Raw genomic sequence first — 25,879 nt, 5'->3', positions numbered from 1 at the left:
GATAATCTATCTTTTCATTCAAAGATAATAGTTTCTAAACCTAATAATAAATTTTAAAAGCCATTAAAGTGAACGATGGAATTTATAACAATTTATATAAGATATCGTAGCGTTTTTTACATCAATTTTATCTTTTTTTAATAGGGAACAGCCCCTGTAAATCATAATCTCAGTTGAATTATGAAATCATAAATCCTAAAAAAGGGATATGCACTTTATTCCCAAACTTTTTCCTGCAAAGCTTATCCGTCGTTATAAACGTTTTCTTGCGGATGTTCAACAAGATGATCAGCATGTCCTCACCGTGTCTGTACCTAATACAGGATCAATGCTTGAATTAACAGCTTTCAACACCAATATTTGGCTTTCTTATCATAACAACATCAAACGAAAATATGCCTATCAATTAGAAATTATTGAAGCCGATAATACTTTGGTTGGCATTAATACTTCTTTACCCAATAAACTTGCGTTAGAAGCAATTCAAAACGGATTACTACCAGAATTAAGTGGATATAAAACAATTTTAAAAGAACAACGCTATGGGACACAATCACGAATTGACTTTCTTTTACGTGATGACATTCTTCCTGATTGTTACCTAGAAGTCAAAAATGTTCATTTTATTCGTCAGAAAGGATTAGCAGAATTTCCTGATAGCGAAACAAAACGTGGTGCACGTCACCTTGATGAGCTCGTAGGAGTTGTACAACAAGGAAAACGAGCTGCTATGCTTTATATTATTCAACGAGAAGATTGCTCAGCTTTTACAATTTGTCATGATCTTGATCCACTCTATGGACGTAAGTTTGATTTAGCATTAAAATCAGGAGTAGAATGTTATGCTGTAAAGTGTCATGTAAGTGTAGAAGGCATTTTTCCGATTCAGAGAGTAAAAATAGAAAATAGAAGAAACAATGACTGAGTATATCGAATATAATAAAATCCCTTTAAAATTTAATGGAAAAATCCGCATTTTCGATGATTATGCTTTTGCTAAAATGCGTGAAGTTGGTCGTATTGCTGCAGAATGCCTTGATGCGCTTACAGATATTATTAAGCCGGGCGTTACTACGCAAGAAATAGATGATTTTGTATTTATTTTTGGAGCTAAGCGAGGAGCACTTCCTGCTGATCTAAATTATCATGGATACAGCCATTCATGCTGTACATCTATCAATCACGTTGTCTGCCATGGCATTCCCAATAAAAGACCTTTGCAAGAAGGTGATATTGTAAATGTTGATGTAACCTTTATCCTTGATGGTTGGCATGGGGATTCAAGCCGAATGTATCCTGTTGGAAAAATTAGGCGTGCAGCAGAACGCTTGCTAAAAATAACCTATGAAAGTCTTATGCAAGGAATCGCTGTCGTTAAGCCTGGAGCAACGACAGGTGATATTGGGGCAGCCATTCAACAGTATGCTGAATCTGAACGCTGTTCAATTGTGAGAGATTTTTGCGGACATGGTATCGGCCAGCTTTTTCATGATGCTCCCAATATCCTCCATTATGGAACCCCTGGAGAAGGAGTTGAATTAAAACAAGGTATGATGTTTACAATTGAGCCTATGATTAACCTTGGTAAACCACAAGTTAAGATTTTATCTGACGGTTGGACTGCTGTTACCCGTGACCGCTCTCTGACAGCACAATATGAACATACAATTGGTGTTACAAATGAAGGGTATGAAATATTTACACAATCTCCTAAAAATATTTTTTATATTCCAAATTCGCATACCTAACGCAATGTAGAGATGTTATGGCTAAAAAATTAAATCAAAAGGAAGATACTCAAAGTAATCACTTTGCATTAACATCGAGTTCTCCACTCACCCCAGTATCAGAAAGAAAAAGTGAAGAGCCTCAGAAAAACGCACAGCTTCATAAACATTATCAAGGCCATCGTGAACGTCTTCGGAAGCGCTATTTAAAGTCAAAAGGAAATGCAATTGAAGATTATGAATATCTTGAATTATTGCTTTTTCGCACAATACCCCGTGCAAACACAAAACCCATAGCTAAAAATTTGATAGCACGTTTTGGTTCATTAGCTGATGTGTTGGGAGCGGATATTCACCGACTTCAAGAAATTCCAGGATGTGGTCCCGCCACTGCAGTTGATTTAAAAATTATTTCAGATGTTGCTGGACGTCTTGCTCGTGCGCAATTGTTTAAGCGCGATATTTTTTCATCATGGGATAAAGTGTTAGCGTATTGTAAAGCTGTTATGGCTCACGAAACACGTGAACAATTTCGTATTTTGTTTCTTGATAAGAAAAACGGCTTACTTGCTGATGAGGTACAACAAACTGGAACCATTGATCATACCCCTGTTTATCCTCGTGAAGTTATTTCTCGAGCTTTAGAGTTATCCGCATCAGGACTTATCTTAGTCCACAATCACCCTTCTGGCGATTCCACCCCCTCTAATGCAGATATAACAATGACATATAGATTAAAAGATGCAGCAAATGCATTAGGAATTATTATCCATGACCATCTTATTATTGCACGAAATAACCATACGAGTTTTAAAGCGTTAAAACTTATATAAATCTTATGGGATAAAAAAGACTTCATTCAACTATGAATAACGAATCAATTTTCTAAATCAATATCTAATATAGCCATTGAGAAATTATAGGAGAGCTCATCTTCATCTTCATCTCGATAGATAATGCCTAAAAACTCATCTCCCATATAAACCTCACAAGAATCACTCTTTTTAGGCCGTGCTCTGACTTGCAATGCTGAGTTTTGGAATATATTTTTAAAATAATTATCAAGTTTTTTTATTTCATCAGCATTCACTATGCTCTCCTGTTTTTTGAAACGATTAAAATAATTGCGTGTCGTGCAAATAAGACACTCTTATGATTCTGTAACGTCAGTAAAAAAGCATAATCTGAATATTTACTTAATATTACATATATTCACAACGTTCTTTATGCATTCATAAAGAACGTTTACAAAAGGAGTCTATCATTATTAAATATACCCGTATAGATTAAAAAATGGCAAAAAAAAACTGTATATTTTTAATAATTTTACTTTATCTCCAATTTTAGCATCTGTATTTAAAACGCATATTCGTAAAAATAAATTGATCAATAATTTATAATTTTGTTTATTTTATAAAAAATACAAATAAAAATATTTTTTTATTTAAAACTACATTTTTTAGCAAAAAATATTTATTACATCATTCGAAAATAATTCTTTTTAATAACCTTTAAATTATAATTATCTAATCTTAGAAGAATTACGTCTCTGGAAAATATACAAAATAAGCTAATAAGAGTTTATTTTTCTTTTCATTTTTTATAAAAACTTATGTCACAACAGAAAGATTTTTTAATAAGCTTTTTTCAATTTATACGAAATAAAAATATTGGGTATTTCTGTAAATTCTAAAAGCTATGAAGAGTTCTTATTTTATAGGATAACGAGAAAGAAAATCGATAACGCCTTTTTTATAAACTTTATCGCCTACAGCAAACATATGATCTCGATCAGGAATTGATAAAGCTTTACCACAAGGCAACAAGGCTGCCAATGGCTCTGCATCACCGCCAATTTCATCTAATGAACCAACGGCAACAAGTGCTGGTTGTTTGATTTTGTAAACTTCAGACACCGTTAACTCCTGTTTTGATGTAATGATACAAGCAGCAAGAGCACGCCTATCGCTTTTCGTTTGATCTGCAAATTTACGGAACATTAAACCGCGCGTATTGGTAATAGTGGAAATATCTTCTGTTAAAAGGGCCTCAGCAACAGGCTCCCAATTTCCTGCTCCCGTCACCATACCAATACCTAAACCACCAAAAATAACACTGTGTACATATGTTGGATGCAAAAGAGCCATGAAAGCACTAATACGAGCCCCCATAGAATATCCCATAACATGGGCTTTAGATAACTCTAAATGCTGCAGTAACTTTACTGCGTCGCCAGCCATAGCTTGAGGTGTATAAAAGACAGGATCATAACTTTTAACTGAATCTCCGTGACCGCGATTATCAAGAGCAATAACACGATATCCTGCTTCAGTGAGAATACGAAACCAACCCGTTGCATACCAATTCACCCGTGCAGAAGATCCAAAACCATGGATCAACAAAATAGGCGCGCCCTGCCCTTCTTCTCGATAAGCAAATCGCAAACCATTATATTCAAAAAAACGAATATCTTCAGCGGTCATTTTTTATTGCACTTTCCACAAAGTACAGGATGAATAACACGTTGTCCTTTTTGTATCTTTTTTTTAGAAACTTCACCAGCGTTAATTTCAAGTGCAAAAGCTGCAGGAACTTCTGATGAAATGGTATTTGTTGAAAGTGGAGAAGTATTTTCAATAATCGATACAATAATTCCCTCAGAGTTTAAGAAAATCATATCTAAAGGTAAAGGCGTATTTGCCATCCACATAAAAATTTTCTGCTCATCTCCCGATCGAGAACTTTTTAGCTGCTTAAAGAGCATTGCACGATCGCGTGGAAAATCAGTTCGATACATTAAACCAGCTGCTGCTTGAGATGGCGTAAAAGCAATCTCTACCTTATAAAAAACCGAACCTTGCTTTGTATGTATTTCTAAAGGAATTGGATGCACAGGAATCTCTATGGGCTCCTTTGCTACAACAACACGCATATCTAACATAAAAAGCATCACCAATAAAACAATATGCCCCTTTTTAAAAGGCTTTAACATTCTTGTCTCCACCACAGAAAAATTTTAAATTTTGTTTCTAAATAAAAGGTACCAGAGTTTAAAAGTCAAAAAAAGAGGATTGCTTCCTTGTTATTTTCTAGTTTCTTTCAACGTAATATGCGAAATTTTCTTCATTTGGTTTATGGATTCACGAGAGCCATATTTTCTTTAAAAATCTACCTCTATAGCAATTTACGGAACAACAATCTTTAAAAATATAGAAAACATACTGATTTCACTCGTGAAATTCAATGCGTAGCTAAAGGAATGCCTATGTCCGGATAAATCTCTGCTGTCATTAAACCTTTTTCTCCTTTACCAAAACGTACAAGAACAACTTGGCCAGAACGAAGCTCTGCTAAGCCAAAACGGCGCAATGTTTCCATATGAATAAAAATATCTTCTGTTCCTTGCCCACGGCTAAGAAAACCGTATCCTTTGTCACGATTAAACCATTTAACAATTGCTCGTTCTAGTCCACTTTCTGGAGTAACAACAACATGGGTACGGGCAGGAACTTCTGATGGATGAATTGCTGAAGAACAATCTATAGATTTCACCTGAACACACTTTAACCCTCGTTCAGTTTTTTCCACAGCACAAATGACTTTAGCTCCCTCTAAAGCTGTTTGAAAACCATCCCTTCGCATTACCGTAACATGCAATAATATATCGGGAAAATGAGGTAAATCAGGTACAATAAATCCATACCCCTTACTACCATCAAACCACTTAATGACACCACTGATTTCGATAATCTCCCCACAAGCACCTATACTATCCTCAGATGGGGAACAACCCTTTAATGCATCCTTACTCGTCATAATAACGTGATCCTGTAGCTTATAAATTGTACGATATTGATTCTCTAAGTTTAAGTAAACATTGCTCTTGTATCAACACGCAAGCCCCAAGATAAGATTTCCCCACATTGTCGTATCTTCTATGTTAATGTCAGAGAATATCAACATGAATATTTATAAAACTATTTGATTGTACACTTTACATACCTTACAAGGGGTGCCCTACAAAAGAGGTCATATAAAAGTTTTTTTACATAATGATATTTTGATTAATGTGTAACTTGCATGATGAAGAAGTTCAATATAAGGTGAAAAAACGACAATTCAATTAAGGAAAATGCGCAATGCAATTGAAGAAAATCCTTACGATAATCGCAGCATTTATGGCATTTACAGCAAATGTTTATGCGAGTGAACCTATTAAGATTGGTGTTTATCTTCCATTAAGTGGTCAAAATGCATTTGGAGGTCAGCTTGAAATTAGAGGTATAGAATTAGCCCATAAAAAAGTTCCAGAAATTTTAGGACGTAAAGTGGAACTTGTTATTATTGATAACAAATCTGATAAAGTAGAAGCGGCTAATGCTGTTATGCGTTTAACAGCAAGTGAAAAAGTGAGTGGAATCATTGGTAGCTATGGTTCTTCACTCTCGTTAGCAGGTGGTGAAATATCTGAAAAGGCAAAAACTCCAACCATTGCAACGTCCTCAACAAGTCCCCTTGTTACACAGGGTAAAAAATATTACTTTCGTGCTTGCTTTATTGATTCCTATCAAGGAGTAGGAATCGCAACTTATGTAAGCCAAACTTTACACGCAAAAAAGGCTGCTATCCTTAAAGATATTTCAAGCGATTATGCTATTGGTCTTGCAAGTTATTTTACGCGTGCTTTCAAAAAATTAGGTGGTGAAGTTATCTCAAATTTAAATTATAATTCTGGAGATCAGGACTTTTCAGCTGTTCTCACGCAAATTATCGCCCAGAAACCTGATATCTTATTCATTCCATCTTACTTTTCTGAAGGTGCTATCATCATGAAACAAGCACGAGAATTAGGGGCGAAGTTTCAAATTATGGGTGGAGATGCTATGGATAATCCAGAAACCATTACGATTGCAGGAAAAGCTGCAGAAGGTTTCTTACATACGACACTTCCCTATAGTGAGTATATGCCAAATATGTCAGTAGCTGCGCAAGAATTCACAAAAGAATGGAAAAAAGCTTACCCGGACAAAGAGCCAAATATCAATTCTGTTTTGGGATACACGAGTTATATGATGTTTATGAAGGCTATTGAAAATGCTGGTAGCACTGATCGTGAAAAAATTACTATCGCACTTAGCAAATTAAAAGATTTTCCTACCCCCTTTGGGGATATGTCAATGGATGAAAATCATAACCCTAAAATTCCTATTGGTATCATTAAAATACAGGATGGAAAACGTGTTTATTTAGAAGAAGTTAAACCTGCTTTTTAATTAAAAAGTTTTATTTACTAAAATGCAAGAATTGGTTGAGGATTTTTTTCTCAACCAAAAACTTAGAAATTTCTTATTATCCTATGTAAATTAACAAATGTGGAAGGATGAGAGATGAGCACTGAAATGTTCATCCAGTACTTTTTTAATGCACTGGCATTGGGATCTCTTTATGGGCTTATTGCTATTGGCTACACCATGGTCTACGGTATACTGAGACTCATTAATTTTGCTCACGGTGATATCTTTATGCTGGGAGCATATTTTGTTTTCTTTTCCACAATTGGCTTTATGCCTGCTTGGGTAGCTTTTCTTCTTTTGTTTTTTGCTGCTCTTGTTTATTATTCGGTCTTTATAGGCTTTAAAAGGCGTCCTCCAATTTATTGGATTGCTGCTTTTTTAATTCTTGCGCTAGGATTTGTTTATTATTTTAAAATTTCCCCGCAAGATTTTACACCGATTTGGGTTTTAGCTCTTTGTTTTTCCATTTTTATTACAAGTGCTGTGGGTGTTGCTGTTGATCAATTTGCTTATAAACCTCTACGCCATGCTCCGCGTATTTCGGCACTTATCGGTGCAATTGGTGTTTCTTTTTTTATTGAAAATCTTGCTACTGTACTCTTTAGTGGTGTTCCGAAAGGTGTACAACAGCCAGATTTTCTTGTAACACCATTTTTATGGCATCTAGGATCAGGAGCAGATGGTATCATCAGAATTGCTCCCATGTCTCTGATCGTTCCCTTTGTGTCATTAATTCTTATTTTATTACTATTATGGATTATCCATAAAACAAAACCGGGTCTTGCTATGCGCGCAATCTCCCATGATATTGAAACAACACGTTTGATGGGTGTGTCTGTCAATAAAGTTATTGCGTTTACATTTGGAATAGGCTCAGCTCTTGCCGCCATAGCTGGTATTATGTGGTCTTTACGTTATCCTCAAATTCAGCCTTATATGGGTGTTCTTCCTGGTCTCAAAGCATTTATCGCTGCTGTTATTGGGGGTATTGGTTCGATACCAGGTGCAATGTTGGGAGGATTATTATTAGGGTTTATTGAAATTATGATTATCGCATTTTTCCCTGCGCTATCTGGATATCGAGATGCCTTCGCTTTCATTTTATTGATTCTGATTCTATTGATATTGCCCACAGGATTAATGGGTAAAAGAAATCAGGAGAAAATCTAATGGCAAAGTCAGCGACAACTGTTTTATCGTGTATAAGTGTTTTAGTTCTCATAGGTTTTTTATTTTATGCTGATAGCCATTTTAATGACTATACGCTTCGTATCATCAATCTGATTGCTATTAATGCGATATTGGCAATTTCGCTTAATTTGATTTACGGTTTCACAGGTATGTTTTCTCTTGGACATGCTGGATTTATGGCTATTGGTGCTTATGTTTGCGCAATTTTACTTCTTTCCCCTGAACAAAAAGAAATGATGTGGATTCTTGAGCCTATTGCTGAACCATTATATCATTTGCAGTTACCTTTTTTTATCGCTGTTGTTGTAAGTGGTTTGTGTGCTGCTGTTGTAGGTTTATTAATTGCTTTACCAATATTGCGTCTTGGTGGCGATTATCTTGGAATTGCAACATTAGGTTTTGCGGAAATTATTCGCATTGTCATTACGAACGCAACATCGCTCACAAATGGCTCTTTGGGAATCAAAGGAATACCTCAAAATGCAACATTATGGTGGAACTATGGTTGGCTAGCATTTACAGTTCTCTTTATTGTCCTCTTACTGCAAAGTAATACTGGTAACGTATTACGTGCTATTCGTGATGATGAAATAGCTGCGAAAACTATGGGAATTAATGCTTTTTTCTACCGTAGTTTTTCCTTTACTGTTGGAGCGTTTTTTGCAGGTATAGGTGGCGCATTAATGGCGGCTCTTATTTCAACCATTGATCCAAAAATGTTTAATTTTCTTCTGACTTTTAATATTTTAATGATTGTTGTTGCTGGTGGTCTCGGTTCAATTACAGGGAGCATTATTGGCAGCATTATTATTACAGTCATGCTTGAATGGCTTCGTATTATTGAAAGTCCATTTGACTTAGGTTTTATACATATTCCAGAAACCCCAGGGCTTCGTATGGTTGTTTTTTCCCTTTTATTGCTGGTAATTATCTTGTTTTGGAGAAAAGGGTTAATGGGACAACGAGAATTTTCATGGAATGGAATTTATAGCTTTTTGACACGCAAAAAGCTTTCTAATACTGAGGGAAAGCTATGAACGACAATATCCTTTCACTCAATAATATTGTAATGCGTTTTGGCGGATTAGTTGCTGTAAATAATGTTAATATGGCAATTAAACGAGGAAGTATTACTGGATTAATTGGTCCCAATGGTGCTGGAAAAACAACAGTTTTCAATATGATTTCTGGATTTTATGCTCCTACAAGCGGCATCATTCTTTTTGATGAGAAAAAAATTTCTGGAGCGTCTCCTTATATTATCTGTAGAAGCCATATTGCCAGAACATTTCAAAATATTCGTCTTTTCTCAGGGTTAACGGTTTTGCAGAATGTTATGGTAGGAGCGCATGTTCGACAAAAATATCCTTGGTTTTCTTCAGCTCTCTTTTTTTCAAAAGCAATAAAAGAAAAGAAGGAAGTTTATAAAAATTCCTTGGAGCTCCTTGAACAGCTACAACTTGATCACCTTGCCAATCAATCGGCAACAGCTTTACCTTATGGTGTGCAACGACGTCTAGAAATTGCACGTGCGTTAGCCACAAAGCCCAAATTGCTTCTTCTTGATGAACCTGTTGCTGGCATGAATCCACAAGAAAGTGAAGATCTTAGAAAATTCATAGCAAAAGTGCAAAAAGACTTTGATCTTACAATTCTTCTTATTGAGCACGATATGAAAGTGGTTATGGGACTTTGCCAACATATTTTGGTTATGGAATATGGCTGTTGCATTGCCAGTGGTACACCAGATGAAATTCGTAATAACCCTAAAGTTATTGAAGCTTATCTTGGCGGAGATGTTTATGGATATTCTTAAAATAAAAAATCTTTACGTTCATTATGGCGCCATTAAAGCTGTCCAAAATCTTTCTATGTCCATAAAGCGGGGCAGTATTGTCACTTTAATTGGAGCCAATGGTGCAGGAAAAAGCAGTATTGTACGTTCTATTACAGGGCTTAATCGCTCTGTTTATGGAGAAATTACCTATAATGGCAAATCTATTATTAAAAAATCACCAGAAGAGATTTTGCGATTAGGGATTGCTCTAAGCCCTGAAGGACGACGTATCATGCCCCATCTCACTGTTTTAGAGAATCTTCATCTAGGCGCTTATATTCGTCACGATAAGCAGGGAATTTCCCGTGATATTGAATGGATATTTGACCTTTTTCCGCGCCTACGTGAAAGAGCAAAACAGTTGGGAGGAACAATGTCAGGTGGTGAACAACAGATGGTTGCTGTGGGCCGTGCACTTATGAGCAATCCTGATATGGTCATATTAGATGAACCCTCGTTGGGGTTAGCACCACTTCTCGTTCAAGAAATTTTTTCGATTATTCGAAAAATTAATGATATGGGAAAAACTGTTCTTCTTATTGAACAAAATGCATTTGCTGCACTTTCCATAGCTGACTATGCTTATATTTTAGAGGTAGGACATATTTTATTTCACGGTGAAGGAAAAACTATGCTCTCTGATTCGCGTGTTAAAGAAGCCTATCTTGGTGGGTAAGACTACGAATTAAGGAAATAGAGCTCATCCCTCCACCTTTTAAAAAAGCATTTCTCATTAAGGATGAGAAATGCTCCTTTGTGAATTTTGACTATTACATCCACCATTTTTCTGCACTGAATATTCCTGCTTCTTGTTCAATAATGTGCGCTATCTGAAAAATGACTTCTTCAGAAAAAGGTTTACCAATCAATTGCAATCCTAGAGGTAAACCATTTGATGACAGACCAGCAGGAACAGAAATTCCTGGTAAACCAGCCATATTAACTGGTACCGTAAAAATATCATTAAGATACATTGCTACAGCATCATTTTTTATTTTTTCATCAGCAATACCAAAAGCAGGTGTTGGTGTTGCTGGTGTCAAAATAGCATCAATGCCTGAAGCAAAACATTGATCAAAATCACGTTTTACGAGTGTTCTTACTTTTTGAGCTCTTAAATAACAGGCATCATAATAACCTGATGAAAGAACATAAGTCCCAACCAGAATGCGCCGTTTGACTTCATCACCAAAACCAACAGAACGCGTATTTTCATACATCTCAATGATGTCTTTTCCAGGAATGCGCAAACCAAAACGCACACCATCATAACGCGCTAAATTAGAAGAGGCTTCTGCAGGAGCTATAATGTAATAAGAAGGTAGAGCATATTTTGTATGGGGCAAAGAAATATCTTTAATCTCAGCACCTGCTTCTTTTAACCAATTTATTCCTTTTTGCCAAAGCTCAATAATTTCTGAAGACATTCCATCCACATGATATTCTTTTGGAATACCGATTTTCATTCCTTTGATTGATTGACCAAGATAACTTTCATAATCAGGAACTGGTAAATTGACGGAAGTAGAATCTTTTTCATCAAAAGAGGCCATTGATCTGAGTAAGATAGCACAATCACGAACATCTCTAGCAACAGGTCCAGCTTGATCAAGAGATGAAGCAAACGCGACAACGCCCCATCGCGAACAACGTCCATAAGTTGGCTTTATTCCTACAGTTCCAGTAAAAGCTGCTGGTTGACGTATTGAGCCACCTGTATCGGTTGCAGTTGCACCAGCACAAATTTGTGCAGCAACAGCGGCTGCGGATCCCCCCGAAGAACCACCGGGTACGAGTTTTTCATTTGAGCCTTTTTTTCTCCATGGACTAATAACGGGACCATAATATGATGTTTCGTTGGATGAGCCCATAGCAAACTCATCCATATTAAGTTTTCCTAACATCACAGCACCATCTTGCCATAAATTAGCCGTGACAGTTGATTCATAGTGCGGTTTAAAACCATCAAGGATATTTGAACAGGCTTGAGTATGAACACCATAGGTTGCAAAAAGATCTTTAATCCCCAAGGGAATTCCTTCCAAAAGCCCTCCCTGTTCTTTCGCTAAGCGACTGTCTGATTCAGCAGCCATTTTCATTGCCTGTTCTGCTGTTATTGTTACATAAGCATTCAAAGTTGGATTTGCCAACTCTATTGCTTGTAAATAAGCTTCCGTTAATTCTGTTGCTTTGAGATTTTTCTTTGTTAGAGCATCACGAGCTTGCGCAATTGTGAGAGTTGTTAAATCAGTCATATTGGTTCTCAAATTTCAAAAATATAAAAAGTTACTCAACAATTTTTGAGACAAGAAAAAAATTTTCTTCTGTAACAGGGGCATTGGCTACAATATCTGCTGCTTTATCGCCATCTGTAACACTATCTTCACGCATTCGTAGTGTCATCGGCATCACAGATGTTAATGGCTCAACTCCACTGACATCAACTTCATTCAATTGCTCTACAAAACCTAAAATAGCATTGATTTTTTTTGTCACAGGTTCTATCTCATCATCGTGGAGGGCAATCCTTGCTAAATGTGCTATCCGCTTGACTGTCTCTTGATCAACAGACATACTCTTTACGCCTTTCTGCTTTTTTGTTTATTTATTGATCTTTATTCTGGCTATACAAGGCTGCACTTGTAAGTGCAAGAATATTAGATAACATGAATAAAGAATATAACTATAGATCTGAAACATTAAAAAACGTATTATACCTTTATGACTGTTATTAATATAGATGAAGTTATAACACATCTTTTGCCTAGACAAACAATAGCAGGCTTAGATTTAGGGACAAAAACTATCGGAATTGCGATTTCTGATAGGGGGCTGATTGTCTCAAATCCGCGTCCTGTACTACAGCGAAAAAAATTTACAGAAGATGCTTACACACTTATTAAAATTTTTGACCGTGAAAATGTAGGCGTTATTATCATTGGCTTACCTCTTAACATGAATGGAAGCAGTGGCTCTCGTGTTCAAGCAACCAGAGCTTTTGTGAGCAATATGAAAGCTTATACAAAAATTCCATTTGTTTTTTGGGACGAACGTTTATCAACAATTGCTGCGGAACGGTCTCTTTTAGAAATGAATGTATCGCGCGCTAAACGAGCAAGCCGTATTGATTCGGCAGCCGCCGCTTTTATATTGCAAGGTGCTCTTAATAGAATTCAAAACTTTCATCATATGGAAGGATAGAGGACATTGAGCAAATGCCCTGCATTATATCGTGCAATGAGCATCCCGTAAGAAGATCTCCATTGTCCTCCAAGGCGGCTTTCCATATAGGCATTCGCAACATGTTCTATGTCTGTAGAACGTAATGCTGCTGCTGCTGCTGCATAAGCTACTTGTTCAACAAAAAATCTTCCTGCACCTTCATTTGCTGATGCCATATCACCTGCTGACTTAATAATTTCAATTGCTCGTGGTCCCGCTGGTCCAATATCAAGAGCAATTTTTTCTAACAATTTCTGAAACAATCCCGGTGCTTTTTCAGCAATAAGAATGGCATCCTTTACCAATTGATTAGCAGAACTATTTCTCACAATTCGCGCAGGCCCATTATGCAACATTTGTGATAATGGATTATTCTCTATAAAACTTTCAATACCAAGTTGTGCAATAATTTCACCAATAATAGGCACAACCAATTGACTTACATGATAAGCAATAATAGGTGTCATAATGCGGGCAAAAGCTGCTTCAGAACGGTCATTTGCTGCATTGTCAAATGCTCTCGCTAAACGCAAAACCAATGCTTGTGAGGCAGCTATATCTAATGCAATATCTGCAAAAATACGTTCTGTCAGTGGAGGTAAAGGCTGATTGGGCATTTTTTTCCGAAAAAAATCCATACCAAATTGAAGAGCCGCTCGTAAAACACCTGCCGATATGACAGATTGATCGAAACGCATCATCGTCTCGATATCTTTAATAACTTTAAGCCCTTCTCCAGCATTTCCCAAAAGCCAGCCATAACTGCCTTGGAAATCGACAACCCCCTCTGGTGTTAAAAGTTCTCCAGAACGCTGAATTAAATGACGAATCGATATAGATCCATTTAATGCGCCATTTTCTTGTATGCGTGGAATAAAAAAACAACTTAAATGACCATCTAAATCTGCACTAACAAGATATCCGTCAGCGGCAGGATTAATAACGTTGGTTTTTACAACATTTAAACGATATAGATCACGTTCCATACTTTCATCGAAAGAAATTTTCTTAACACTTGGAAAATTGAAAGCGTATTTTTCAATATCGTCAAATGCACAAGTTAGAGAAGCAGCCTTTTTATGATGAATAGGCTTTGATGAGGAATCATATTGGCGTGATAAAAGTACATTTTGCCATTTTTTGAAGAGCTCAATATCACTAATTAAAACAGCAATAGCTGCACTCGTTATGATAACTTCATTCAAATGTCCTGTTTCTAAACCAGCAGATAAAGCTAAACGAATCGCACGCGCTTGATAGCGTACTCCATTTTCTGAGCTCGTATTTTCCCAAAGCGAGGTAACCAAACCTGCTTGTCTAGAATATTGTTGAAGAGCTTGATAGGAAGAATGGATCTCTAATCTTTCTGTTGGTTGCCCCCATTCATCATTATAGCATAGTAAAGGCTTATAATGATTCGCTAAGTAAGAAAGTTTCCATGCTTCTCGACTCGCGGCAAAATCCCCTATTTCTTCAAAACTTGCTAACAAAAACTTAGGCAAAGTAGAAGCAATACGAAACATAAGCGTATCGCTAAGAAATGTATTTTTTCGACGAGTGTTTTGCGCAGATACAGCACTCATAGGTATATTCCTACATTCAAATCATTCATATCATAGACTATTTGTCTTTTTAGAGTTAAGAAACATTTATCATATTCAAACAAATGCTTGTTTAACCTGTTTAGAGAGAGATAAAGAAGAATGCTATGATGCAAAATAATTTTTTTCCACTTTTCCCTCATCAACATCTTTTAGCTATTAAAGATCTGAGTGTACAAGATCTTAATACATTGCTTGATCGTGCAGAAGCAAATGTTATCCTTTCTAACAAAATTGATAAAATAAAATCTACTTTGCATGGACGGACTCAAATTAATCTCTTTTTTGAAGCCTCTACGCGAACACAATCTTCTTTTGAATTAGCGGGTAAAAGGCTAGGTGCACACGTGATGAGTCTTGCGATCAGCAACTCATCTGTAAAAAAGGGAGAAACATTACTTGATACTGCTACAACTCTCAATGCGATGAAGCCAGATATACTTGTTTTTCGCCATAACAGTGCAGGAGCGGCAGCTTTATTAGCGCAAAAAGTTGATTGTTGTGTTATTAATGCAGGTGATGGTGCCCACGAACATCCAACCCAAGCTTTATTAGATGCTCTAACCATTAAAAGGGCAAAAGGTCGTATTGAAGGATTAACTGTTGCGATTTGCGGAGATATCTTACACTCACGTGTTGCCCGTTCCAATATCCTGTGTCTCAATGCTTTGGGTGCTCGTGTTCGTGCTGTTGCTCCCTCAACACTTTTACCCGCAGAAATTGCTCATATGAGTGTTGAGGTTTTTAACACGATGAAAGAAGGTCTTAAAAATGCTGACGTTATCATGATGTTGCGCTTACAGCATGAACGGATGACAGGCTCTTTCATTCCTTCTACGCGTGAATATTTCCATTATTTTGGCTTACATAAAGAAAATTTAGCCTATGCCAAAAATGATTCTATTATTCTGCACCCTGGACCAATAAACCGTGGTGTAGAGATTGCATCCGATATAGCAGATGGACCACAAAGTATGATTCAGACACAAGTAGAAATGGGAATTGCAGTGCGTATGGCTGTCATGGAGGCTTTATTAGATTCACGCGCAAAGATCAGTGGAGAAAAAAAATGATAAAACCAATTGTTTTTCAGAATGCTCGTATTATTGATCCTTCGCGCGCAATCGATGAAATTGGTACAGTTATTGTTAAAAATGGACGAATTATAGCCGCTGGAAAAGAAGCTCTGAATCAGGGATTCCCTGAAGAAGCAGAAGTTATTAACGCACAAAACAAAGCAATTCTCCCTGGACTTGTTGATGCGCGCGTTTTTGTTGAAGAATTAGGGAATGAACATTGTGAAACAATTACATCAGCAAGTTACGCGGCCGCAGCAGGTGGTATTACTTCCTTTCTTATGATGCCAAACACGCATCCAGTTATTGATAATGTAGCACTCGTTAAATTTATTACGCATACAGCACAGGAAATGTCATTGGTCAATATTTATCCCGTTGCTTCAATCACACAAGGTTTCAACGGACAAGAAATAACCGAATTTGGTTTGCTCAAAGATGCAGGAGCCGTTGCTTTTAGTGAGGGAAAAAAAACACTTCAAAATTCATCTGTTATGCGGCGTGCAATGACTTATGCACGTGATTTTGATGTTCCATTGATACATGAAACGCAAGATAAAGATCTTACAGGGCAAGGTGTGATGAATGAAGGACTGCTTGCCAGTTGGCTTGGTCTTTCTGGCATCCCTCGCGAAGCAGAAGTTATCCCTCTTGAAAGAGATCTGCGATTAGCAGTATTAACGCAAACACGCTATCATGCTGCTCAAATATCGACAGCACTCTCTGCTGATGCACTTCGTTTAGGTAAAAAACGCAGTGAGAAAATTTCAGCGGGTGTATCTATTAATCATTTATCTTTCAATGAAAATGACATTGGTGAATATCGCACCTCTTTTCGCTTAATGCCCCCATTGCGTACAGAAGAAGACCGTATAGCAATGATTGAAGCAATAAAGGATGGGATTATAGATGTTATTGTCTCTTCTCATGATCCTCAGAGTATCGACACAAAACATTTACCATTTAATGACGCGGCAGTTGGCGCTATTGGTATGGAGACCTTATTGAGCGCAGCCTTACGCCTTTATCATAATGAGAGCCTATCTCTTCTACGGATAACGGAACTTTTGTCAACGGCGCCTGCAAAGCTCTTTGGACTCAATGCAGGAACACTCAAAAAAGGGGCTCATGCAGACCTTATTGTGGTTGATCTTGAAGAACCATGGGTTGTTTCGAAAGAGAAGCTCTATTCACGTTCAAAAAATACCCCTTTTGAGAATGCACGTTTTCAAGGACGCGTGCTCCAGACCTTTGTGAAAGGGAAAAACGTTTTTAAACTTGATCAACAAATTTAATGAGATTCTTAATGAATGAAGCAGAAATATTTTTTCAATCCACTCCATGGTTTATTTTCCTCATATCTTATCTCATTGGCTCGATTCCATTTGGTCTTCTTTTAACGAAATTGTTCAAAATTGGTGATATAAGAACAATCGGTTCCGGCAATATTGGAGCAACAAATGTTTTACGAACAGGAAATAAAAAGCTTGCTGCTCTAACACTTCTTTGTGATATGTTGAAAGGAACTATCGTTGTTTTCGTTATAAAGTTTTTTAGTGATCCGCTAGACAATAGTATCCTTGTTTCTCTAGCAGGCTTTTTTGTTTTCTTAGGACATCTTTTCCCCGTATGGCTTAAATTTAAAGGTGGCAAAGGTGTTGCTACCTATCTAGGAGTCTGCTTAGGAATCTATTGGCCTGCAGCAATTATTTTTATTATTGTATGGATAACGATTTTTCTCCTCATGCGTTATTCTTCATTATCTGCGCTTATTGCTGTTACGATCACACCGATATTTGTTTTTTATTTTTCCGATTCTTATTTCTATTGTATGCTGATTGTGATGAGCGTATTTGTGTTTATAAAACATTCTGCAAATATCGGTAGATTATTAATTGGGGAAGAAAGTAAGATTGGCACGCAACACGGAGATAAATAAAGGAATCCTGCTTACTGATCGTCAACGTCTAAGCTGGTTACGGTTATTGCGTAGTGAAAATATTGGAGCTGTTAGTTTTCGCAATCTCATTGATCATTATAAAACAGCAGAAAAAGCTCTGGCAGCACTGCCAGAGCTTAGTAGAAAAGGTGGTGGTTCTGCATCTATTAAAATAGCAAGCTTAGAAGATGCAGAAAAAGAAATACAAAAAGCTAAAAAATTAGGTGTCCGGTTTATCGGTATGGGAGAACCAGATTATCCAGCTTTTCTTAAGGTTACAGAAGCCCCTCCGCCGCTTATTGCTATCAAAGGTAATGTTTCAATTTTTCAAAAAACTTCTATTGGAATTATAGGTTCTCGAAATGCTTCAGCTGCTGGAAAAAAGCTTACGGCTCAATTTGCACGTTTTCTCGGAGAAGCAGACTTTGTAACAATTTCTGGGCTCGCTCGTGGAATTGATAGCGTTGCGCATCAAGCAAGTTTAAAAACAGGAACTGTTGCAGTCATGGCTGGAGGAATTGATCATATCTATCCTCCTGAAAATAAAAAGTTGCATGAAGATATTATTGCCAACGGTGGAGCCATCATCAGCGAAATGCCCATTTCTTGGAAGCCGCGTGCTATCGATTTTCCAAGAAGAAACCGTATTATTGCAGCTCTATCACTTGGTCTCTTGGTTGTAGAAGCAGCCCTGCGCTCAGGGTCCTTAATTACCGCACGTCAAGCAGCTGAAATGGGACGGTTAATTTTTGCCATTCCCGGTTCTCCACTTGATCCAAGATCTGTTGGTACAAACAATCTTATCAAAGACGGTGCTCTACTCACCACACATCCTTCTGACATTATAGAAACACTTACGCCATTAATTTTACCGCTTCCAAATTCGCAACTCAATTTTTTTGAGGAATCATCCTCTTTACAACTTGAAAAGGAGAATTTTAATTTAGCAGATGAAAAAAACAGCAGCCTCTCTTTAGCAGATGATGATGACGCAGCACGTGCAGCAGTTTTCTCCGCTCTTTCAACAACGCCAATCGACTTAGACACACTCAGTATCCACTCCGGTGTTTCACTCCCAACTCTCTACCTCTTGTTGGTAGAACTCGAGCTTGCTGGAAAGCTTATTCGACACTCTGGTGGTTGTGTGTCATTGTCGAATCTTGATCTTCCCCAAGAGCCTCAGCACTATTAATAATGCTTTGCCCTTCTTTGGCAACCATATCCAAAAGCAATGCTAAAAGCGGACTGTGCGCCTGACGCGCCATCTGATTCATTTGCTTTGACATGTCTGTAATATATTGGATAACTTTTAAATGATTTATAAACATAATCCTCTATCCTTGAGCATTTCCCCTCCTACCTCTCAATAGACGTTATCTTAGTATTTCGCCGTATGTTTTTGTAATAACAGTGGAAAATAAATCGTGTAATTCTATATAGGGTGTACTCTAATAATGACAATCATAAGTTGTACAATATTCATGTTTTTTATATGGCTAATATTTTTTTATGTGCTCTTAAGCAATTGGCATTAGCTATTCGCGTAAAAGGCGTTTATAAAAAAATTTTTATTTCAATATTTGGGTAAAATTATGAATATCGTTATCGTTGAATCTCCAGCAAAAGCAAAAACAATTAATAAATATCTTGGGTCTCAATACAAAGTTGTCGCATCATTTGGACATGTTCGTGATTTGCCTGCAAAAGATGGTTCTGTTTTACCGGATCAAGATTTTTCTATGAAATGGGATATAGATTCTGCTGCCGCTAAACGTTTAAATGAAATAGCAAAAGCCGTTAAAGAAGCTGATAGCCTTATATTAGCAACAGACCCTGATCGTGAAGGGGAAGCTATTTCATGGCATATTCTGGATGTTCTCCGTCAAAAAAAAGTTTTAAAAGATAAACCTATTAAAAGAGTTGTCTTCAATGCCATCACCAAAAAGTCTGTGCTTGATGCTATGAACAATCCACGTGATATTGATACATCACTTGTAGATGCTTATCTTGCACGTCGCGCTCTTGATTATCTCGTTGGTTTTACACTTTCACCTGTTTTATGGCGTAAACTCCCTGGTGCGCGTTCAGCAGGACGCGTTCAATCGGTTGCTTTGCGTATTATTTGTGATCGTGAATCAGAAATAGAACATTTTATCAAAGAAGATTATTGGTCCATTACAACACAGTTAAAAACCATCCGAAATGATAGTTTCCAAGCAAGATTGACAATGTTTAATCAAAGAAAAATAGGCAAGCTTGATATTCAATCTCAAGAACAAGCAGACCAAATTCGCTTTATGTTGGAGCAAGCCCAATACCATACACTCAGTGTTGAAGCAAAACCTACAAAGAGAAATCCTTTTCCTCCATTTACAACCTCCACACTACAACAAGCAGCTTCTTCAAAATTAGGATTTTCAGCTTCTCGCACTATGCAAATTGCCCAAAAACTTTATGAAGGCATTGAAATTAATGGTGAAACGGCAGGGCTTATTACTTATATGCGTACCGATGGTGTGCAGATAGCACCTGAGGCTATTGATTCAGCAAGAAAAGTTATTCATGAAACTTTCGGAAAAGACTATATTCCTGAAAAGCCACGTTTTTATTCAACAAAGGCAAAAAATGCACAGGAAGCACACGAAGCGATCCGTCCAACAGATTTTCAACGCAATCCTAGTCAAGTCCGTAATTTTCTCGATAGCGATCAAGCAAAGCTCTATGAGCTGATATGGAAGCGTGCTATTGCCAGCCAAATGCGCTCTGCTGAAATTGAACGTACAACTGTTGAAATTGAAGCACAGACAGGAGAAAACTGTGCAAATCTACGGGCAACAGGATCTGTTATTCGCTTTGATGGCTTTATTTCCGTCTACACGGATCAACGAGACGAAGAAAATAATGAAGAAAATGAAACAACACGTTTACCACAAATAAACACTGGTGAAGCACTTACAAAAGAAAAAGTTGAATCTGTACAACATACCACAGAGCCCCCTGCTCGTTATTCTGAAGCTTCATTAATTAAAAAGCTTGAGGAGTTAGGAATTGGTCGTCCTTCAACTTATGCATCCACATTGGCGACATTGTGTGACCGTGGATATATTGTCATTGATAAACGAAAGCTTATTCCCGATGCCAAGGGACGTATTGTTACAGCCTTTCTTGAAAATTTTTTTAATCGCTATGTAGAATATGGTTTCACAGCAGATCTTGAAGAAAAGCTGGATCTTATCTCTGATGGCAAACTTTCTTGGAAAGACGTATTGCGAGATTTTTGGGATGGATTTAATGCATCTATTATCAATATCCAAGAACTCCGTATAACTAATGTTCTTGATGCTTTAAATGTAACATTAGCACCTCTCGCCTTTCCTGAACGCGAAGATGGAAGTGATGTACGTTCCTGTCCTCTTTGTAAAAATGGTCAATTATCATTAAAACTTGGGCGTTATGGTGCTTTTGTTGGCTGTTCCAATTATCCCGAATGTAAATACACACGCCAACTTGGTACAGATACTGGAGAAGAGAATGAAGCTGTACGCAATGATGAACCTGTTATACTTGGTATTGCCCCTGAAACAGGAAAAGAGATCTCTCTTCGTAATGGCCGGTTTGGTCCCTATATTCAACTTGGTGAAAGCAAAGAAGTTAAGCGTGCAGGATTACCAAAAGAATGGCAGGCAGAAAATGTAACCCTTGATAAAGCCTTGGCTTTACTATCCCTTCCCCGTGAAATTGGCATTCATCCTGAAACTGGAAAAACAATCACGGCTACGATTGGACGATATGGTCCCTATCTTAGCCATAACGGAAAATCTGCGCGCCTTCTTCATGCAGATGAAGTTTTTGATATTGGTATCAATCGCGCTGTTACAGTATTAGCAGAACAACAAGAAAACAAAACCAGGCAAAGCAGAACAACACCTGAAGCATTGGCAACATTAGGAGAGCATCCCGAAGGAGGAACCATTACCGTGCGCAACGGGCGTTATGGTCCTTATGTCAATTGGGGTAAAATTAATGCAACATTGCCAAAAGATAAAGATCCCATTAGTGTAACTCTTCCAGAGGCACTAGAACTTATATCGGCTAAAGCATCGAGTAAAAAAACAACTTCAAAAAGAGCTTCTTCTAAAACAAAAGCAAAAATAAAAGAGACATAAATTTTGGCTAAAGGTGAAAAAAACATAAAATATCTCTCTTCATTCAAGGGGAAAACTTTTCCCAATAAGGAAGCAATCCTTTCCTTTATAATTGAGAATCCTAACCACTCAAGTAAACGAGAAATCGCTAAAGCTTTTAACTTAAAAGGCGATTCTCGTATCTGGCTTAGAGATATGTTACGTGAGTTAAAGGATCAAAATCTCATATCTAAACACCACAAAAGAGCAATAAACAAAGGAAAATTACCCCCTGTTACTTTAGTGAAAATTAGTGGACGTGATAAAGATGGAAGTTTTATTGCACAACCTCTTGAATGGGAAGATTCTCCAAAGCCCAATATTGAAATACACTCTTTTCATCACATAAAAGGAAGTAATATTGGTGTTGGAGATCATATTCTTGTAAAAGTTTTTCGAAATAAAAATTCTGAAAGCTCAAGTCATCCTTATACGGGACGAATTATTCGTAAAATTGACGTATCTCCCAAAAGCGCATTTGCTATTGTACGAAAATTGGAAAATAATCAATGGCGCCTTGATCCTATAGACCGCAAAACCAATGAACTCATTGTTGAAATGTCTCCAGAAATGAAGATTCAAATTGGTGATCTCGTTGAAGTCGAAATAAAAAAAAATACTGGTTACGGATTAAAGAGCGCAAAAATAAAGAATGTTTTAGGGCACATTAAGAGTGAGAAAACACTCTCAATGATAGCGCTTCTTTCGAAAGGAATTCCTTATATTTTTCCTGAAAGTGTTCTTGAGCAAGCCAAACATATCAAAGCTGCCAATATGGATAATCGTGAAGATTGGCAACAATTACCCTTTATTACAATTGATCCACCAGATGCAAAAGACCATGATGATGCAGTTTATGCAACCAAGGATAAGGATCCAGCAAATAATGATGGTTGGATTATTATTGTAGCCATTGCAGATGTTTCTTATTATATCAAAACAGGAAGCGCTTTAGATAAAGAAGCATTGAAACGTGGAAATTCTGTTTATTTTCCCGATACCGTTGTGCCAATGTTACCTGAACGCCTTTCTCATGATTTATGTTCTCTGCGTGAAGGAAAAGAAAGACCAGCTTTAGCCGTTCGTATGATTTTTGATGCAAACGGTAATAAACGAAAACATAGTTTTCATCGTACTATGATTCGTGTAAGAGCCAAACTTTCTTATCAAGAAGTACAATTGGCAATTGAAGGTAATATAAATGAAAAAATAGCCCCTCTTTTTGAGAGCATTTTGCACCCCTTATGGGAAGCCTATGCATGCCTTAAAGCTGCGCGAAATCGTCGCCAACCACTAGAATTAGAAATTGCAGAAAAAAAGATTATTCTTGATCAAAATGGATGCATAAAAGATGTTGTGAGTGAAACACAATTAGAAGCGCATCGTTTAATTGAAGAGTTTATGATACAAGCCAATATTGCAGCTTCTGAAACATTAAAACAACATCACCAGCCGCTCATTTATCGTATTCATGAAAAACCTTCTCTTGCTAAGCAAGAAATACTTCGGAGCTTTCTTCAAAGTTTGGGGATACCACTCTCCCGCGGAAGCGAACTTACCTCAGCGCGCCTTAATAGAATTTTAGAAAAGGTCGCTCATACTCAACAACAAGAACTAGTCAATCAAGTTATTTTGCGTTCACAATCACAAGCAGAGTACAACCCTAAAAATAGTGGCCATTTTGGTTTGAATTTGCAGAACTATACACATTTTACATCACCAATCCGTCGTTATGCTGATCTCATTATTCATCGAGCACTCATTAAAGCTCTCAAATTAGGAAATGATCAATTAACAGATACACAAGAAAAAAATCTTGCAGAAATTGCTACGCAAGTTTCTTTATACGAACGCCGTGCAATGATGGCTGAAAGAGAAACGATAGATCGGCTTGTTGCTCACTATTTAACGAATAAAATCGGTCGTATTTTTACAGGCCGCATTTCCGGAGTTACAAAAGCAGGTCTTTTTATCTCACTTGATAAACTCAATACAGATGGTTTTGTCCATATTTCTACACTTAAAAATGATTATTATCATTTTGATGAAGCACAACATGTTCTTGTAGGACAGCGTAGCCATAAAGGCTATCAGCTCAGTGATGTTGTAGAAGTAAAACTTATAACGGTACAACCTTTTGCTGGCGCTTTATGCTTTGAACTGTTAACAAAACCTCGTCCAATAAAATTTTCACCGACATCCTACCATAAAAACAAATTAAAAAAACAAAAGTATACTCTTTATGGGAAAAGAAAAAATTAAGCTTCTTGCCCTCAATTAAATAGAATATGAATAATAAATTCAATTTAAGAAATGACTTATATTATATAATATTTATATTATTTTATATATACAATATTCTTTCTCTAGTATACAAGAGGATAAATTTTATTATTAAGTCTATAATAACCATATAAAAATCTTGCAGTTTTTTATACTTAGAAAATGAGAGAAACTGCAAAGGATAGTTTTGGCTTCCTTTCATTTCAGCTCATCTTTTCATTGTTTAAATAAACAAGAGTACCTTAAGCCATTCTCATGAAAAAAAAACCTTTTGACTCTCAAAATAATTCTTTGCGTGCAATTATTGCCGCTATTGCAACCATTGGCACTGTTGGAACAGCATTGGCAATGGGAACACAACTTGTTTCTCTTCTTATGGCAGAGAAAGGACTTTCCAACAGTACAATCGGCTATAGTGGAACAGTTGGTGGAATCGCCACAATTATTGCAGCTATTTTTACGTCTCGAATCGCCTTATGCTTAGGAATCGCTCAAACAATATTACTTATGATGGCGATAGGATCTTTAAGTTTTTTAGGATTCTATTTTTTTGATCCCATATGGGTTTGGTTTATTTTAAAGTTTATATTACATTTCAGCATGACAGTTATGTTTATCCTGTCAGAGTTTTGGATCAACAGTTATGCTCCCCCCAAAAAACGCGGTTTGATCCTTTCTATTTATGCTATTGTCTTAGGATTAGGGTTTATAATAGGTCTAACGCTGCTAGCAAAAGTGGGAACACAAGGATTTATTCCTTTTGCTGTTGGATATAGCCTTATTATGCTTGCTACTATACCAATTCTTACCGCTTGGAAATTAAGTCCAGAATTTCAAAAAAATCAATATATGCCATTTTTTCGTTATCTTTTTCACGTTCCAAGTGCAATGATGGCGGTCCTTGTTTACGGGGCCATTCAAATGGGCGTATTAACTCTTATAATACCCTTTAGTTTATCCATTGGTTATAATGAGAATGAAGCAGCACATTTTATGGCAACCCTTGCACTTGGGAATATTTTCCTCTTAATTCCTATCAGCATTATAAGCGACTACGCCAAAGATCGACGCTACCCACTGATGAGTTGCGCTATTCTAGGTTTTATAGGAACTTTTATAGTACCATGGATTCTTCAATATCCATGGATTCTGATGCTTGATTTGTTTTTTCTGGGTGGTGTATCAGCGAGCCTTTATACAATTAGTCTTGCACATTTAGGAGCCCGTCTCAAGGGGCAAGAACTTGCTGCTGCTAATTCTGCTTTTATTTTTTGTTATGGAATTGGTATGCTCATCGGACCGACCTTTATCGGAAAATCCATGGATATCTTTAAACCCTTTGGTTTTTCAATAGCCATGGCTGTTTTTTTCGGTTTATATGTCATTTTGGTGTTTGTCCAACTTATGAGAAAATTAATCAGCTCTTGACTTTTTTGAGAACATCCGTAGTGTTGCCGGAAAATCTGATGATGTCGGAAATAAATTTTGACAGAAATAATATTTTTTCAGTATAAATAGGGTATTT

Annotated in this window: 24 protein-coding genes; 16 read left to right on the top strand and 8 right to left on the bottom strand. The window is 36.9% G+C overall.

Going from position 1 to position 25,879, the window contains the following annotated elements:
- Positions 1-208: 208 nt before the first annotated feature.
- The 3 genes from sfsA to radC are packed head-to-tail and all read left to right on the top strand — an operon-like array spanning position 209 to position 2,560.
- Positions 209-925 (top strand): DNA/RNA nuclease SfsA, encoded by a 717-nt coding sequence (sfsA, locus tag ACFIO5_RS03690; RefSeq protein ID WP_375634651.1) that lies wholly within the window; start codon positions 209-211, stop codon positions 923-925.
- Positions 918-1,748 carry a type I methionyl aminopeptidase gene (gene map / locus ACFIO5_RS03685; RefSeq protein ID WP_375634112.1) on the top strand — a complete coding sequence of 277 codons (831 nt, stop codon included), beginning with the start codon at positions 918-920 and terminating at the stop codon, positions 1,746-1,748. The genes sfsA and map overlap by 8 nt, the downstream gene beginning before the upstream one ends.
- Before the next feature lie 17 nt (positions 1,749-1,765).
- Positions 1,766-2,560: a RadC family protein gene (radC, locus tag ACFIO5_RS03680; protein ID WP_375613419.1), complete on the top strand. Its 795-nt coding sequence runs from the start codon at positions 1,766-1,768 to the stop codon at positions 2,558-2,560.
- A 44-nt stretch (positions 2,561-2,604) separates the two neighbouring features.
- Here radC and ACFIO5_RS03675 read toward each other — a convergent pair whose 3' ends face one another.
- The 4 genes from ACFIO5_RS03675 to ACFIO5_RS03660 all read right to left on the bottom strand — a co-directional run bounded on the left by ACFIO5_RS03675 (position 2,605) and on the right by ACFIO5_RS03660 (position 5,543).
- Positions 2,605-2,817, bottom strand: a complete 213-nt coding sequence (locus ACFIO5_RS03675; RefSeq protein ID WP_375621268.1) for a DUF3126 family protein — start codon at positions 2,815-2,817, stop codon at positions 2,605-2,607.
- A 619-nt stretch (positions 2,818-3,436) separates the two neighbouring features.
- Complete coding sequence (locus tag ACFIO5_RS03670; RefSeq protein ID WP_375634114.1) at positions 3,437-4,210, bottom strand: alpha/beta fold hydrolase; 774 nt, start codon at positions 4,208-4,210, stop codon at positions 3,437-3,439.
- Positions 4,207-4,719 (bottom strand): DUF192 domain-containing protein, encoded by a 513-nt coding sequence (locus ACFIO5_RS03665; protein ID WP_375634116.1) that lies wholly within the window; start codon positions 4,717-4,719, stop codon positions 4,207-4,209. The genes ACFIO5_RS03670 and ACFIO5_RS03665 overlap by 4 nt, the downstream gene beginning before the upstream one ends.
- A gap of 248 nt (positions 4,720-4,967) precedes the next feature.
- A complete protein-coding gene (locus ACFIO5_RS03660; protein WP_375634118.1) occupies positions 4,968-5,543 on the bottom strand; it encodes a cold-shock protein in 576 nt (191 codons plus the stop codon).
- A gap of 323 nt (positions 5,544-5,866) precedes the next feature.
- Here ACFIO5_RS03660 and ACFIO5_RS03655 point away from each other — a divergent pair, with 323 nt between their 5' ends.
- The 5 genes from ACFIO5_RS03655 (at position 5,867) to ACFIO5_RS03635 (ending at position 10,725) form a co-directional block, all read left to right on the top strand.
- The gene (locus tag ACFIO5_RS03655) at positions 5,867-7,000 is read left to right on the top strand and encodes an ABC transporter substrate-binding protein (protein ID WP_375634120.1); all 1,134 of its coding nucleotides are present in this window, start codon (positions 5,867-5,869) and stop codon (positions 6,998-7,000) included.
- Positions 7,001-7,114: 114 nt separating this feature from the next.
- Complete coding sequence (locus ACFIO5_RS03650) at positions 7,115-8,191, top strand: branched-chain amino acid ABC transporter permease (protein WP_375634122.1); 1,077 nt, start codon at positions 7,115-7,117, stop codon at positions 8,189-8,191.
- Entirely contained in the window at positions 8,191-9,249 is a 1,059-nt protein-coding gene (locus ACFIO5_RS03645; protein ID WP_375613416.1) for a branched-chain amino acid ABC transporter permease, read from the top strand. The genes ACFIO5_RS03650 and ACFIO5_RS03645 overlap by 1 nt, the downstream gene beginning before the upstream one ends.
- Positions 9,246-10,028, top strand: coding sequence for an ABC transporter ATP-binding protein (locus ACFIO5_RS03640; RefSeq protein WP_375611930.1), 783 nt, complete (start codon positions 9,246-9,248; stop codon positions 10,026-10,028). The genes ACFIO5_RS03645 and ACFIO5_RS03640 overlap by 4 nt, the downstream gene beginning before the upstream one ends.
- Positions 10,015-10,725, top strand: coding sequence for an ABC transporter ATP-binding protein (locus ACFIO5_RS03635; RefSeq protein WP_375634650.1), 711 nt, complete (start codon positions 10,015-10,017; stop codon positions 10,723-10,725). Before ACFIO5_RS03640 ends, ACFIO5_RS03635 begins: the two co-directional genes overlap by 14 nt.
- 94 nt (positions 10,726-10,819) lie before the next feature.
- Here the strand turns inward: ACFIO5_RS03635 and gatA are convergent, their stop codons facing one another.
- Both gatA and gatC read right to left on the bottom strand, forming a co-directional pair.
- Positions 10,820-12,304, bottom strand: a complete 1,485-nt coding sequence (gene gatA / locus ACFIO5_RS03630) for an Asp-tRNA(Asn)/Glu-tRNA(Gln) amidotransferase subunit GatA (protein WP_375705101.1) — start codon at positions 12,302-12,304, stop codon at positions 10,820-10,822.
- Positions 12,305-12,335: 31 nt separating this feature from the next.
- Entirely contained in the window at positions 12,336-12,623 is a 288-nt protein-coding gene (gene gatC, locus ACFIO5_RS03625; RefSeq protein ID WP_375634126.1) for an Asp-tRNA(Asn)/Glu-tRNA(Gln) amidotransferase subunit GatC, read from the bottom strand.
- A gap of 147 nt (positions 12,624-12,770) precedes the next feature.
- Between gatC and ruvX the strand changes: the two genes are divergently transcribed.
- Positions 12,771-13,250: a Holliday junction resolvase RuvX gene (ruvX, locus tag ACFIO5_RS03620; RefSeq protein WP_375618120.1), complete on the top strand. Its 480-nt coding sequence runs from the start codon at positions 12,771-12,773 to the stop codon at positions 13,248-13,250.
- On the opposite strand, the gene ACFIO5_RS03615 is transcribed toward ruvX, so the two are convergent.
- A complete protein-coding gene (locus ACFIO5_RS03615) occupies positions 13,235-14,854 on the bottom strand; it encodes an acyl-CoA dehydrogenase family protein (RefSeq protein WP_375634649.1) in 1,620 nt (539 codons plus the stop codon). The two genes, ruvX and ACFIO5_RS03615, sit on opposite strands and share 16 nt — an antisense overlap.
- A 125-nt stretch (positions 14,855-14,979) precedes the next feature.
- On the opposite strand from ACFIO5_RS03615, the gene ACFIO5_RS03610 reads away from it, so the two are divergent.
- Genes ACFIO5_RS03610 through dprA form a run of 4 tightly spaced genes read left to right on the top strand, consistent with a single transcriptional unit; the run spans position 14,980 to position 19,079 of the window.
- Positions 14,980-15,945, top strand: a complete 966-nt coding sequence (locus tag ACFIO5_RS03610; RefSeq protein ID WP_375634130.1) for an aspartate carbamoyltransferase catalytic subunit — start codon at positions 14,980-14,982, stop codon at positions 15,943-15,945.
- Positions 15,942-17,243: a dihydroorotase gene (locus ACFIO5_RS03605; RefSeq protein WP_375634648.1), complete on the top strand. Its 1,302-nt coding sequence runs from the start codon at positions 15,942-15,944 to the stop codon at positions 17,241-17,243. The genes ACFIO5_RS03610 and ACFIO5_RS03605 overlap by 4 nt, the downstream gene beginning before the upstream one ends.
- Positions 17,244-17,254: 11 nt before the next feature.
- A complete protein-coding gene (plsY, locus tag ACFIO5_RS03600) occupies positions 17,255-17,887 on the top strand; it encodes a glycerol-3-phosphate 1-O-acyltransferase PlsY (RefSeq protein WP_375634647.1) in 633 nt (210 codons plus the stop codon).
- Positions 17,844-19,079 carry a DNA-processing protein DprA gene (gene dprA, locus ACFIO5_RS03595; protein ID WP_375705100.1) on the top strand — a complete coding sequence of 412 codons (1,236 nt, stop codon included), beginning with the start codon at positions 17,844-17,846 and terminating at the stop codon, positions 19,077-19,079. The genes plsY and dprA overlap by 44 nt, the downstream gene beginning before the upstream one ends.
- Here dprA and ACFIO5_RS03590 read toward each other — a convergent pair.
- A complete protein-coding gene (locus ACFIO5_RS03590; protein WP_005773510.1) occupies positions 19,009-19,215 on the bottom strand; it encodes a hypothetical protein in 207 nt (68 codons plus the stop codon). The two genes, dprA and ACFIO5_RS03590, sit on opposite strands and share 71 nt — an antisense overlap.
- Positions 19,216-19,479: 264 nt before the next feature.
- On the opposite strand from ACFIO5_RS03590, the gene topA reads away from it, so the two are divergent.
- The 3 genes from topA to ACFIO5_RS03575 all read left to right on the top strand — a co-directional run bounded on the left by topA (position 19,480) and on the right by ACFIO5_RS03575 (position 25,782).
- Positions 19,480-22,053 carry a type I DNA topoisomerase gene (gene topA, locus ACFIO5_RS03585; protein WP_375634137.1) on the top strand — a complete coding sequence of 858 codons (2,574 nt, stop codon included), beginning with the start codon at positions 19,480-19,482 and terminating at the stop codon, positions 22,051-22,053.
- 3 nt (positions 22,054-22,056) lie between these two features.
- Positions 22,057-24,333 (top strand): ribonuclease R, encoded by a 2,277-nt coding sequence (gene rnr, locus ACFIO5_RS03580; RefSeq protein WP_375636763.1) that lies wholly within the window; start codon positions 22,057-22,059, stop codon positions 24,331-24,333.
- 276 nt (positions 24,334-24,609) lie between these two features.
- Positions 24,610-25,782, top strand: a complete 1,173-nt coding sequence (locus tag ACFIO5_RS03575; protein WP_375634644.1) for an MFS transporter — start codon at positions 24,610-24,612, stop codon at positions 25,780-25,782.
- The last annotated feature ends 97 nt before the right edge of the window (positions 25,783-25,879 follow it).

The sequence above is a fragment of the Bartonella sp. AA86SXKL genome (genome assembly GCF_042196885.1).
This window is presented reverse-complemented; position numbering and strand designations above follow the sequence as displayed.